The organism is Hephaestia caeni (assembly GCF_003550065.1).
Lineage (GTDB): Bacteria > Pseudomonadota > Alphaproteobacteria > Sphingomonadales > Sphingomonadaceae > Sphingomonas > Sphingomonas caeni_A.
On record NZ_QXDC01000002.1, the window covers coordinates 839,488 to 851,483 of the forward strand.

The 11,996-nt window shown below is 62.3% G+C and carries 12 protein-coding genes; 6 read left to right on the top strand and 6 right to left on the bottom strand.

The window, feature by feature from the left end; all coding sequences use genetic code 11:
• Nucleotides 1-18: 18 nt before the first annotated feature.
• From DFR49_RS03880 to DFR49_RS03895, 4 genes are all read right to left on the bottom strand, one after another.
• On the bottom strand, nt 19-3,315 hold the full coding sequence (locus DFR49_RS03880) for a TonB-dependent receptor (RefSeq protein ID WP_170150908.1): 3,297 nt from the start codon (nt 3,313-3,315) through the stop codon (nt 19-21).
• A 157-nt stretch (nt 3,316-3,472) separates the two neighbouring features.
• Nucleotides 3,473-4,525 carry a FecR family protein gene (locus tag DFR49_RS03885; protein ID WP_119034485.1) on the bottom strand — a complete coding sequence of 351 codons (1,053 nt, stop codon included), beginning with the start codon at nt 4,523-4,525 and terminating at the stop codon, nt 3,473-3,475.
• Nucleotides 4,522-5,109 (bottom strand): RNA polymerase sigma factor, encoded by a 588-nt coding sequence (locus tag DFR49_RS03890; RefSeq protein WP_119034486.1) that lies wholly within the window; start codon nt 5,107-5,109, stop codon nt 4,522-4,524. Before DFR49_RS03890 ends, DFR49_RS03885 begins: the two co-directional genes overlap by 4 nt.
• A gap of 202 nt (nt 5,110-5,311) precedes the next feature.
• A complete protein-coding gene (locus DFR49_RS03895; RefSeq protein WP_119034487.1) occupies nt 5,312-5,695 on the bottom strand; it encodes a response regulator in 384 nt (127 codons plus the stop codon).
• A 422-nt stretch (nt 5,696-6,117) separates the two neighbouring features.
• Between DFR49_RS03895 and DFR49_RS03900 the strand changes: the two genes are divergently transcribed.
• The 3 genes from DFR49_RS03900 to DFR49_RS03910 all read left to right on the top strand — a co-directional run bounded on the left by DFR49_RS03900 (nt 6,118) and on the right by DFR49_RS03910 (nt 7,955).
• Complete coding sequence (locus DFR49_RS03900) at nt 6,118-6,348, top strand: helix-turn-helix domain-containing protein (protein ID WP_211325836.1); 231 nt, start codon at nt 6,118-6,120, stop codon at nt 6,346-6,348.
• Between the two features lie 362 nt (nt 6,349-6,710).
• A complete protein-coding gene (locus tag DFR49_RS03905; protein WP_119034489.1) occupies nt 6,711-7,013 on the top strand; it encodes an HU family DNA-binding protein in 303 nt (100 codons plus the stop codon).
• A complete protein-coding gene (locus tag DFR49_RS03910) occupies nt 7,014-7,955 on the top strand; it encodes a hypothetical protein (protein ID WP_119034490.1) in 942 nt (313 codons plus the stop codon).
• 205 nt (nt 7,956-8,160) lie between these two features.
• Here DFR49_RS03910 and DFR49_RS22505 read toward each other — a convergent pair whose 3' ends face one another.
• Nucleotides 8,161-8,970, bottom strand: a complete 810-nt coding sequence (locus DFR49_RS22505) for an OB-fold nucleic acid binding domain-containing protein (protein ID WP_425454905.1) — start codon at nt 8,968-8,970, stop codon at nt 8,161-8,163.
• 100 nt (nt 8,971-9,070) lie between these two features.
• Here DFR49_RS22505 and DFR49_RS03920 point away from each other — a divergent pair, with 100 nt between their 5' ends.
• Together DFR49_RS03920 and DFR49_RS03925 are read left to right on the top strand one after the other, a co-directional pair.
• Nucleotides 9,071-9,604 (top strand): hypothetical protein, encoded by a 534-nt coding sequence (locus DFR49_RS03920; protein WP_147373630.1) that lies wholly within the window; start codon nt 9,071-9,073, stop codon nt 9,602-9,604.
• Nucleotides 9,605-9,688: 84 nt separating this feature from the next.
• Complete coding sequence (locus tag DFR49_RS03925) at nt 9,689-10,888, top strand: tyrosine-type recombinase/integrase (protein WP_119034492.1); 1,200 nt, start codon at nt 9,689-9,691, stop codon at nt 10,886-10,888.
• Between the two features lie 181 nt (nt 10,889-11,069).
• Here the strand turns inward: DFR49_RS03925 and DFR49_RS03930 are convergent, their stop codons facing one another.
• On the bottom strand, nt 11,070-11,261 hold the full coding sequence (locus DFR49_RS03930; protein WP_245968222.1) for a helix-turn-helix transcriptional regulator: 192 nt from the start codon (nt 11,259-11,261) through the stop codon (nt 11,070-11,072).
• Between the two features lie 150 nt (nt 11,262-11,411).
• Between DFR49_RS03930 and DFR49_RS21620 the strand changes: the two genes are divergently transcribed.
• Nucleotides 11,412-11,945 (top strand): hypothetical protein, encoded by a 534-nt coding sequence (locus tag DFR49_RS21620; RefSeq protein ID WP_147373631.1) that lies wholly within the window; start codon nt 11,412-11,414, stop codon nt 11,943-11,945.
• The last annotated feature ends 51 nt before the right edge of the window (nt 11,946-11,996 follow it).

Here is an 11,996-nt window from a genome sequence, read left to right on the forward strand (position 1 = left end):
GAAGATAGGGCAGGGCGATCAGAAGGTCGCGCGAAGACCGATGGTGCCGTTGACGCCCGCGTGGTTGTAGTTGGCAACATGATCAGGTGCGGAGCCGAAGGCATTCTCCACGCCCGGCGCCATGCGATACATGGGCTTGTTGAGCAGGTTGCGCACCGCAAAATAGGCCTGGAATCCCCGCATGATCTGGTAGCTGCCGGAGAGGTTGACGTCCCAGCGCGCTCGGTCGTAGGTGCCGCTCGAGAGCGTTCCGGGCCGATCGTCAGTCCAGACGGTGTTGAGATAGAGCCGAACGGGACCCGTCCTGTACGCAAGCGCAAGCGTCACCATATTCTCTGGCGTAAGCGAGATCGGTTCCTCCGGGTGAGTGTAGGTGTACGACCCGCGAAGCGTCAGGCCATCGAACGGTGCGGGCAAGAGGCGCTCAAGCGAATAGTTGAACTCGAGCTCGATACCCTGGATGTTGATCGTGCCATCGCCGACGGTGGTCGTCGTGCGGAACAGATAGTCGGCATATTCCGTGCCGGTATAGCCGAATTCCTGCGCGGTCATTTCCTGGACCTGGAACGCACCCTTGAGCTTGTTGCGGAAATAGTTGACCGCGATGAGGCCCACAGGCTCAAAATATTGTGCGACCCTGACTGAGAAATTGTCCGAAATCTCGGGCGTCAGGCCCGGGTTGGGCGCCGTCACGGTTTGCGTCGTTTCATTGACCGCCCAGACGCCGGCCAGGACATTGACCTCGGGCCTGCGGATAGTGCGGCTGTAACCGAACTGGAGATCGGTATTGCGGAAGACCGAGATTTTGGCCGAGGCGCTGGGGAAGAAATAGTCGTAGCTGCCCTTGCGGGCGACCCGCGGGCGGGATTCATATTGATACTGGATTCCTTCGACTGTCGTCGCCTGTCCGGTGGTCGGAGACACCGTGTAGCCGGCCGCTGCCATCTCGGCGGCGGATAGCGGGTCGGGCTCGAGTGACCGCGTCCTCGTCTGTTCCCAGCGCAGGCCGGCGCGCAACGTAAGCCAGTCGGCGAGCGGCGAGGTCGCCATGGCGTAGGCCGCGTTCGTGTCCTCTTCGAAATGCCGGCTGTTGGCGATGAGAGCGTTGTAGTAATTTGCAGCCGTCATCGTGTGCGCGAAATGGTCCGGATTCTCGCGGAAGAGCTGGCCGAGAAGGTAGTTGCTGGGCATGTAGAGGTTGGGCGACCCCGACAGCGAGAGATAGCTAAAGCCCGAATTGTTGAACGAGAGCGGCGTGCCGCTCTGTATCCGGGACAGGAACTCGGCGGTGCCGAGCGGTCCCACATATTGGTAGCGATGAGCTTCGCGCTGGTTCTCATAGTCAAAGGTGCTGCGCTGGAGCTTGACTCCCGTCTTGAAGGTCACGGGGGCAAATGCGAACGGCGCCTCGTAGGTCAGGTTCAGCGCGCCACCCAGCCGTTCGACGTCCGCCGATCGTCCGTCCTGGGTATTGAGGATAAGCGACGACACGTTGAAGCTTGCCGGATCGCTCCAATCCGGGCCGCTCACCTGATTGATCATCCAGTCGGCCGCCTGATAGCTCTCGCTGCGCTGAGCGGAAAAATTGCCCCGCGAGGTTGGCGCGTTGGCGAGGTTGAAGACTGCGCCTTCCTCACCGAGCGGATCATAGCTGCTGCGCGAGTTGGTATAGGCGAAGTTGCCGTCGAGCGTGACCCGGTCCTGCCGGAACTCGAAACTCGGCACCAGCGTCAGGCCGCGGCCCTTCTTCGCAATGGTGTTCGAGCCCGCGGTCAATGTGTTCGCCGTGTTGAGCTGCTGCGTCGTGAAGTCGAACGCAGGGTTGCCGGCGAGACCCCGCGCCCGCGCGCCGCTCGTGAAAGTGAAGGTCCGTTGATCCGACAGATTGTAGGAGCGGTTGTAGATCGACATGAGAGATAGCGTGAGGGCATCGCTCGCCTTGAAATCGACCGTGACGTTGGTCGAAAATCTCGACACCTCCTGGGCGGTCACGCGCCCCAGAAGCGACGCGGAGGCGAGGGGATCGGGGCTCGCAGCGGTCGGAACATAGTTCCAGCCGTTCTGTACCGTCTCCAGCTCCGTATGCGTGCGCGACAGGCTGGCGCTGGCCAGCACGCCCAAACGGCCATCGAGGAAGACATCGGAATATTCGATCGAGCCACCGGGACGGAAGCGCCCCTTGCCGCCCATTTCTTTCGGTCCCGCGCGGCGGCTGTCCCACAGGTCCGACTGGGTTGTGGCGTTGAGCGACAGGATGATGCGCCGTCCCTTGCGATCGAAGGCGCGCTTGGTCCGCAGGTTGATCGTTCCAGCGGGCGCGTTGGCGTCGACGTCGGCGCTGATCGTCTTGGAAATCTCGATGGAGTCGATGCTGCTCAGCGACGCTTGCTCGAAGCTGAAGGCACGCGAACTCGCCGCCCCTTCATTGGCGTCAGCCCCGGCAACGCTGATGCCGTTGATGGTGACGGACGTATATTCCGGCGGCAAGCCTCGCAGGCTCACATAGCGTACCGTGTCGTCGGCGCCGCCCTGGTTCTGCGTCGCAACGCCCGGCATGAACTTCAGGAATTCGCCGATATTGCCTTCCGACACCTCCCCGAACGATTCCGACGACAGATTGTTGGTGATGTTCATCGAGCGGCGCTGAGCCATGATCGCCCGGGCGTCGCCTTCGCGCACGCCCGTCACGACGATCTCGGCGCCTGCCTGCGCGGCTCCCGGCACTGACAACGCAAAATCGCGTCTTACGGTCTCGCCAGCCGCCACGTCGACAGTCGCACTCTGTTCGGCATAGCCGGTGAAGCTGACCGTTAGGGTGGCGATGCCGGTCGGGACATCGACGATCCGGTACTCACCGCCTTCTTCCGACGTGACCGTTCGCCGCTCGCCATCGGCCGTGACGATGCGGATGATCGCGTCGCGCTTATAGTCTCCAGTCGCAGGATCGATCACCTGACCGCTGATGCTCCCGGTGCCGACCTGATTGCTCGGCCGCGTGGCTTGGACGACGGTGTAGGCGCCATTCGAGCTTGCTTGAAAACGCAAGCCTGAGCCAGCCAGCAGCGTCTGCAGCACTTCCCGCGGCGTATACGTTCCCCGGACAGCTCGCGAAGTTCGGCCGCGCGTGAGTTGCGCTTGGGCCGTCACCACCACATCGCCTTGCCGCGAGAACTCGACGAGCGCCGAGGCGAGCGGTTGCGCCGGGATATCGAAGTCGCGCCGGGCTTCCGCCTCCTGTGCGAATGCCGGCCCTCCCGCCATCAACGCCGGCAACGACACCATACCCATCAACGCAAAACCGACGATCTTCTTCACGGAACCAGTCCCCCTTGTTCGCTGCACATCAGGGGGTGCATCCATCGACCGTCCGCTATGATGACAGCGTCCTTGGATGCACACCCGGGCGACCGGACGCGCGGGGTTCGGAAACTGGACAGAGAAAACTTCGCACACGCAAAAAAACGCGTGATGACTATTCGCCGGCGCTGGCGTTGCGCTCCAATCTAACCGTGCCGTCCTCATCCCGCCGGACGATGATCGGCAATGTGTTCGGCAGTGTCTCCAGCATCTGGTCGATCTGGGTGGTGCGGAAAGACGTCGTCAGGCGCTCGCTCGCGAGCGAAGGCGACGAGATCCTGATCGCATGCGGATAGTACCGCGCCGCGTCCGAGACGATCTCGGCGAGAGGGGCGTCCTGATAGTCGAGGCGGCCTTTTCGCCATGCACCCGGCTCCGCGCCGTGCAAGGACTGGGGACGGGCGAACGGCCCCGTCGCAGGCACCATGAGCTGCTGCCCCCCGACGACTCTCACCGTTGGCGTGGCAGCACTTCGATCTGCGCCTGACGATCGGTCGGACGCGGCGGACCCGCGCGAGACGTTGACCACCCCTTCCAGGACCGAAACCCGTACGCGATTGCCGTCATATTTGACGTTGAATTTGGTGCCGACGACCCGAATGCGCCTGCCGCCTGCAAGCACGATGAATGGGCGTTCCGGGTCGTGAGAGACCGCGAAGAAGGCTTCGCCTTTTGCCAGGCGAACCTGCCGCTCGCGGTTCGTGAAGGCCACATCGAGGGCCGAGCGCGCGCCGAGCGTGACGACACTCCCGTCGACCAAGGGAACTTCCCGCACCTCGGCGACTTGGGTGACGTAGTCGGGACCGCCCGGTCGCAAGATCCAGACGCCGGAGAAAATGAGCACCGCTACAACGCAAGCCAATCCCACACGGGGTGCGGAGATAGCAGGCAGCCGCGCCTCGCTCAGCCGATGCCAGATTTCCACAAAGCGCTCGCGAAACGTCGGGGTGCCCAGCAGATCGGCATAGTCGGGGTGCTCCGGGAGACGGGTCGCTTCCCGCCACGCGAACTTCATATGCCGACGTGGCGCCCCGCTTTCGTTCAGCCAAGATTCCGGGGGCTCGTCCTTTTCACCTTCCATCTTCGTATGATGAACCTGGTCCGGCCACGCAGCAACAGTCGCGCGGTCGACACCAAGCCCATTTTGCTTCCGATCTTTGCCGCTCACCCTCGCCGTTCCGCCTTCTCGAATGCATACGCGCAATCTTCCAGGGCGCGCTGCACATGCTTGTAGATCGCGGCATCCGACATACCGAACTGGCGAGCGACATCTCGCGGCGCATGGCCCTCCGCACGCACGAGAAGGAATATGCGCCGCCTCATCTTCGGCATTGCCCGAAGCGCCTCCTCGAAAATCGCAAATCGCTCTTTGGCAAGCAGGACGCGTTCGGGCGAGGATTCTGACAGCAAATATTCGTCGAGATAGGACAAATCGCGATGGATCGCGTTGCGATGACCCTGCCTGCGCTGATGGTCGATCACCAGATTGCACGCGATCGAATAGAGATAGCCCCGCGGGTCATCGAGGCTCGCGAAATTGTCCGCGGCCGCCAGTCTGGTGAATGCCGCTTGGGCAACTTCCTCTGGCTCTGGGGGACCAGAGCCGAAGCGCCTGCCGATATAGCGTGCCAGGTCTCGGAAATGAGCCCGATAAAGAATCTCGAGGGAGAGCCGCTGGGGAGAACTGGAGGCGGCCACGCTATCGGGGTGCGGAGCCGCAAGCGTGCCATCGCCTTGATGTGCTCCATCCATTCTCGATCGCGCTTCGCCATGGCGGGATTGCCCGTCTTGCGAAGGTCGCGTGTCCGAGCCTGACCCTATGAGTGCAGGCCTCGCTCCCTATGAGGGGTATGATACCGTAATGTGACAGCGGTCCCGCGGGATCCATAAAGCAATCGGGAAACCGGCGTCGATGTGGGCCTGCTGTTCCCTGGTTCGGCGGCGACCAATCGGCCTAAAAAAGCATGCTGCCCAGTGCCGCGACAAGTTCGTCGGGACGATAAGGCTTTGCGATAAAGTCTGCTCCGGTCGGCATCTCGCCAGCGCTTGGACGCAGCCGGCCCGAGGTTATGAGGACGGAGACCCGCGGCCAGCGATCCCGGATCGTCGCGGCTAGAGCGAGACCCGTCATTCCCGGCATCTCAATGTCGGTGAACACTGCGCCGATGTCGCTCCGACCTTCAAGGATTGCCAGCGCGTCGGGTGCATCGCTCGCCTCAAAGGTGCGATAGCCCGCGTCCATAAGAATATCGGCCGCCATAGCACGCACGAGCGCCTCATCCTCGACGACAAGCACCGCAGCGACGTCATAGGGGATTTCTTCCGATTGCGCCCTCATGTCCCATTTACTCCCATTTACGCATTGACCTTTCGGCATCGAAACGATGAGGGCGGGGTCCTGGACCCCGCCCTCCCCGCCAGCGGTTTTTTGTTGTAGCTGGCGGGCTCGAACCGCCGGGAAGCTTTCCGCTGGAGAGGAGAAAGCGCCACAGGGCGGTCCAGAAGGGGACCAAGGACGACTTGCAGGCCGGCTGACGCCCCAAGGTTTAACCCGCGAGACCCAAACGGGAATTCAGGACGATCGAGCGATCGGTCGACAGGCAGAAGGCTATTCATGCGCGCACATATCGTTATCTCCGACCGACACACGATTCTCGCCGTAGCGGATAAAATGATACTTAAAACCCGTCGCCTTATAACCATCTTGCGGGCGATTTATGAAGGGTGAAACGCACTTCTCCCGGAATTTTACGTGGCATCGTGGCGGCAAATGTCCGCCGCTACCGGAAGGCGCTCGGCATGAGTCAGCAGGACTTTGCCTACGACATCGAGATGGACAGGACGTATTTCGGCGGCGTCGAGCGGGGTGAGCGCAACGTATCCATCGACAATATCGAGCGGATAGCGCGTGGGCTGAACGTGAGCGCGGATCTCCTGTTGTTGCAGCCCGATAGGTCGGCCGAGGACGGCGCAGCTTCGCCTGACCCATAAATGCTCGCTTGACTGACATCAGAGCCGTTGTGCTCCGGGCTGAGCAGCGACCTCGGCAAAACACCCAAAACCTCTCCCCGCGCGATTTTCTCACTTACCATAATAGCCGCGATAACCTGCGCGCCTTGGTCGCACAGGGCAGGGTGATGTGTCGCCAGCTCGACACGGACCACTATGGAAGGCCGATCCTGCAATGCTGGAACGGGGAAGGCGATCTCTCCTGCCTCCAGGTGGCCGGAGTCCATCCCGTCGGCGGCTTGAGTGCCAGCATGCCAAAACGGTCACACTTGTGGCTCAGCGTGGCATTTCTCGGTGATTTGACTTAGGCTCATTTATCGGTGCCGTAAGTATAGGGGGCCAGCTTGAACAAGAAGGATCTCGTCGCGCAGGTCGTTCAGTCGACCGGCCTAAGCCGGGAGGATGCGTCAAAGGCCGTCGACGCGGTCCTGGAATCCGTGACCGGCGCGTTGAACAGAGGCGAGGAGGTCCGCCTCGTCGGCTTCGGCACGTTCAGCGTGGCGCGTCGGACGGCGCGCGTCGGCCGGAACCCGCGCACCGGCGAGTCCATTGACGTGCGACCGGGCCGGTCGGTGCGCTTCAAGGCGGGCAAGACATTGCGGCTCATGGCCGGTCCGCATGGCGGCGGCACGGACGACGACGAATAGATGAAGCTGCCGTTCGATTTCGCTACCAAGTTCATCCTGCGCCTGGTTCTGCCGGGAACGATGCTCTCTGCGATCCTTTGGCCGCTTCTTGTCGAAGTGCGCGGAGCGCTCGGGCTGGCGGTGGCGGATAGCGCAATGCTGCCGGTCAGCATACTTCTGCTGGGATGGCTCGTCCTGCTCTGCGACATGCCGATCTACATGTTGGCGGAAGGCCGGCGCTATTGGCCGGGTCGATTGCGGAAATTGGGTCTCGAGCTCGAACAGAAGCAGCTTGCGCGCCTAACAGCAAAGCGGAGCGCGCTGGCGTCGGGTTCGCCGGAGCGCCTCGAACTGAGTCTCAAGCTGCGCGAGTTTCCGCTGAACGCAGCTGGTAGTTTCGAGGCCGTTTATCCCACGCGGCTGGGCAACCTGATCACCGCGTCGGAAACCTATCCGGACCGCAAATACGGCATAGACGGCGTATTTGGTTGGTATCGCCTGTGGGTTGCCGTCGACAAGGATCTCCGTGGCGAGCTGGATGACAGGCAGGCCATCGTGGACAGCGCGCTCTATGGGGCCGTCCTTGCGGCGCTCGCAGTACCGGCGTGCCTCATCTATGCGATATTGCGGGCGTGGCTGCCGGATTGGGCGCCGACGGTCCTGCCGGGAGCTGGCCCATTGTTGACACTCGCGGGATTCGCATTGATCGGCAGCATTGTCCTTTATCGGGCGACGCTGCACGCGCAGGCGCAATATGGCGAGCTGTTCTGCGCCCTGTTCGACCAGTATCGGGCCAAGCTCGACTGCTCGGCACTCATTGGCGAGCTGGCCGATACGATGGCCGATCCCGAGCTCAGGAGGGAACCGCCGCGGAGGCAGGCGCGCGCGATCGTGCGCTTCCTGAAATGGCATAAATATCGAAAAGTCGGCGAAATAGCGAACAACGACGTCGCTGATTGGTAGATCCAGGATGGCCCACGTGTTCCGAACGGCGCGGCTCGTCCCGTCCGCGACACGCTTCGCGTCGATGGAACCGCTACCGTCATAGTTGGGCGACTTCCGCGCGGTAAGCGGTGGCAGGAGATCGCGATGACCCGGATTCTCATATTTGCGCTATGCGCGGCCATGTTCGCCTTGCCCACCACCGCCCAGGACATTGCTCCGGTGATCAGTCCGGGCCAAGCGGCGGAAGGGATTTTCTATCGATCAAGGATCGAGGCGGAGGCGAAGCGCGCAGCGGAGCGGCAGGCATCCCGAGAGGAAGCCTCCCCGGCGCCGGGAACGCCGGCGTTCCAGCGCAAGGTATGCGCGGACCGGCCGACCTATCGGCGCCAGCATGGCGCCGATCATCCCAAGGTGCGCCAGCTCGAGGCGCTGTGCGCGAAGGCGGGCTACTAGGTCGCGTAGCCAACACAACAACGAGGTGCAGGCCCGGTCCGCGCGGCGCCCATGTGGACCCTCGCGGATCGGGACCGCCGCCAATTTTCACCCCCTCGCCGCGTCCCGGCGCCACCGCGAAGTCCATCCGCGTGATCGAGCGTAGCATGGCGTCGTGGTCGGTGATGCGGTCGCAGATGATGTGGATCACCTCCTTCTGGAGCCGGCCGCGCATGGCGATCATGGAAGCCGACATGACCTGCCGGCGATAGATCTCGAACCTGTCGGGCCAGAGAATGCCATTGGCGATGCCCGTTTCGTCCTCGATGGTCACGAACAGCACGCCTTTGGCCGAGCCGGGCCGCTGGCGCACGAGGATGACGCCGGCGACCTCGACATTGCGGCCATCGCGGATGATGGGAAGATCGGCGCAGCGCACCATCTTCATGGCGTCGAGCTGGCTCCGTAGGAAGCTTACGGGCTGGCCGCGCAGCGATAGCTGGGTCATGCGATAATCCTCGACCACCTCGCGGCCGTCCGCGGCGATAACGATCGAGCCGCTCGCGTTGCACTGCGAAGCGGCAATAATCTGCTTTCTCATCGAGTGGCAAAAAATGCCCAAAACCGCCCTTCCCGCTTCATTTTGTCACTTACCATAATGGGATGTTATGGTAAGTATAGGGAAGAAGAGGGGGGTGAACATGACACGATCCTTTAGAGCATTCCGTCTGTGGTGCGGACCGCGCTTGCGGCGCCTTGGCGCGCAGGCGCTGGTCGCGCTGGGCTATACCATGAGCATGTGGGCGTTGATCGCGATCCCGATCACGCTGTTCGTGATCCTTACGCAGACCACCGGCGCTAACGTCGACGGCGCGCTTGTCCTGACGCCCGTGGGCCGGTGGCTGCTCTATGTCTTGGCGGGTGCGACCTTCCTGGGATCGATCGCGGTGGGTGGCATTGCCAAGGTCATCCTGCGATCGCGTCATCTCGCAGGGCCGTGGCTCTTTCTGATCGGTCTGGGGCTGCTGTTCGGACTGGCCGACATGTTCGACAAGATTCGCATTGTGGTCAGCAGCCTCCATGCCGGGCCGCATGACGACAATGCGCAAGCGGCCGCGTTCTTCACCTTCTGGCTTCTGATGGTCGGCTATGCGGCAAAGGCGGTCTGGGACGAAGCACGCGATCGTTTCTGCGCTGCTGTCCAGGCGCGCATCCCCAAAATCCATGATGTCTGAGCGCCCTTCCCTGCACGCGGCACAGATGTGCCGCGCTTTGTGCCGCATGGTCGCAATTCCCAGCGCAGGGCGTCATAGCAAGCGATGACCGAGAAACCCGCCAGCTTGTCCGCCGCTGAAATCATTGTCGTCAGGACGGATGACACTGCTCTGCCGACACGATCGCGGAAAGCGAACGCCGAAACCGTCGATATGCGGCTGCTGCGCACGATCGGCGGAATCGTTCCGACCGATCTACCGCCGATCAGTCAGCTCGGTCTCGAGACGACTCTGGCGGCGATGGCCGATGCGTCAAAAGCAGCGATCGCAGCGGATCTCGATTGCTGGCGCCAATGGTGCGCCGAGGAAGGCCGGTCACCGCTACCGGCCGATCCAGAGGATATGGTCCGCTATGTGAACGCGCTCGACGCCAAGGGGAAAAAGCCCGCGACTCTCGCCCGGCGTATCGCGAGCCTCGGTTCGGTCCACCGCATGATGGGGCTAGCCGGAGATGCCCCGCCCACCGACGCGCCAATGGTGCGGGCGGCTCTCAAGGCCGTTCGTCGGCGCCGGGGTGCCCTGCAGCGCCAGGCAGCCCCCTTGCGACTGGGCAAGGCGCTAGAGCCATACGCTCCCAAGGGGTTCACGCTCGCCGCGCTGCTCGAAGCCTGCGGTGGCGACCTGCAGGGATTGCGGGACGCAGCCCTGCTCTCGCTCGGCTATGATGCCGGCCTGCGGGTAAGCGAACTCACCATGGTGGAAGCCAGGCATATCGATCCGCAGGACGATGGCTCTGCGACGCTGTTCATCCCCTTCTCCAAGACCGACCAGGAGCAGGAAGGCGCTTGGGCCTGGCTGTCGGCCGAGACCATGCGACGGGTCGGGGCGTGGTTGGAAGCAATCGGCGTCGAGGAAGGCCCGCTGTTCCGCAGGGTCGGGGTCGACCGGCGGCGCGCGCGAGAAGCGGAACCGGAAACTGCCCTCGCGCGAACGACCTATTCCATCGGAACAGCGCCTCTGACCCGGCAAGGCGTCAACGGCATCTATCGCCGTGTGGCGCTCGCCGCCTATGACAAGGGACTGGTGAAGCTGCCGGCCGGCAAAATGCACGACGCGATACAAGCCTTGTCTACACACTCATTGCGGGTCGGCCTCACGCAAGATCTGTTTGCTGCCGGCGAGGATGGAGTCGGTATCGCTCAGGCGCTCCGTTGGAGTTCACCTACCACTGCGCTCCGTTATGGCAGAAAGCTTGCGGTGCGAAGCAATGTCGCGGCGCGGGTCCTTTCACGCCTCCGCGGCTGAGTGTCCTGGCGGCGCGCTTCGTAGTCGGTTTCAACTCGGGACGACCATCTGGAGAACAGTGACGTCCTCGAATTCGGGGGAAGTGAGCGTGAGCTGCGGGTCCGTGCCCGCGCCGGCACGCGCGGCGCGTAACTGCTCCGATCGCGTTCTGGTCTCATCATCTTCGTAGCTTTGCCAGGGGTTATGGCTGTTTGAACAGTTCGACCACATCGACACCAATGGCTTTCGCAATCCTGCCAACGACATCGATGCTCGCGGAAACATCCGCACGTTCGATCGCCCCGATGTAGCGGGAACTGAGGCCGGCCCGGTCCGCGAGATCCTCCTGCGTCAGCTTTTCTTCATGACGTAACCGACGCAGATTCCTCGCCATGATCTCCCGGAGTTCCATGCTGAGACGGGAACCAGCATCGGAACGATCATTCTAGGAACTATCGTTCCGAATCGTAGCGGAACATGTTATCCACCAGCAGGGGCAGCGGCCAAATCACGCGGCGTTCCGAAGCGAGTAAGTGGAGACAATATGGAAAAGGCTCCTCCTGTGCAGGGCACATTGGCAAGCGACGATGAAGAGAGCCCTGCTTTCTTATATGGCGTAGCTGCTGAGGCAGTGCACGACGCCATACAGCTCATCAACGGCCTGGATTCGGAGGCAGAGCTGCCCTTGCGTAGTGCCTTCGAAATCTTGGCAAGAGATGCGACCGTAGCGCCTGATGGACCCCCTCGCGCCGGAACTGTACGGGCGAACGAAACGCTGCGTAGTGTCGCGCTTTCTGCTGCGACTATCGATCACATAGTCGAGCAACGGCTACGACAGGCGGAAGAAGCATCTGGTAGAGAACAGATGGACCTCACAAGAGGGCTCCGGTCACTCATGGGTTCGGCCGATCCTGAGCGCTCTCGCGCGGTCATGCTGATGCTGGAAGCACTTGCAATTCTGTTTCAGAAGGGCGGCAATTCGCACTCTGCGGCACATCTGCAAATGGCACTCGATGGCATAGTGACTAGCCAGGCTCCGTCCACTTTTTCCGCCTTGGAAGGTCAGCGAAAGCACTGATCCGATGTTGATTGCTGGGATCGAAAAGACGCCCAACTCGCAGTCAGATGA

Excerpts from the sequence above, each read along its gene's own strand:
- DFR49_RS03890 (WP_119034486.1), bottom strand. The coding sequence starts at position 5,109 with ATGGATGGAGCACATCAAGGCGATGGCACGCTTGCGGCTCCGCACCCC.
- DFR49_RS03895 (WP_119034487.1), bottom strand. The coding sequence starts at position 5,695 with ATGAGGGCGCAATCGGAAGAAATCCCCTATGACGTCGCTGCGGTGCTT.
- DFR49_RS03910 (WP_119034490.1), top strand. The coding sequence starts at position 7,014 with ATGAAGCTGCCGTTCGATTTCGCTACCAAGTTCATCCTGCGCCTGGTT.
- DFR49_RS22505 (WP_425454905.1), bottom strand. The coding sequence starts at position 8,970 with ATGAGAAAGCAGATTATTGCCGCTTCGCAGTGCAACGCGAGCGGCTCG.
- DFR49_RS03920 (WP_147373630.1), top strand. The coding sequence starts at position 9,071 with ATGACACGATCCTTTAGAGCATTCCGTCTGTGGTGCGGACCGCGCTTG.
- DFR49_RS03925 (WP_119034492.1), top strand. The coding sequence starts at position 9,689 with ATGACCGAGAAACCCGCCAGCTTGTCCGCCGCTGAAATCATTGTCGTC.
- DFR49_RS03930 (WP_245968222.1), bottom strand. The coding sequence starts at position 11,261 with ATGGCGAGGAATCTGCGTCGGTTACGTCATGAAGAAAAGCTGACGCAG.
- DFR49_RS21620 (WP_147373631.1), top strand. The coding sequence starts at position 11,412 with ATGGAAAAGGCTCCTCCTGTGCAGGGCACATTGGCAAGCGACGATGAA.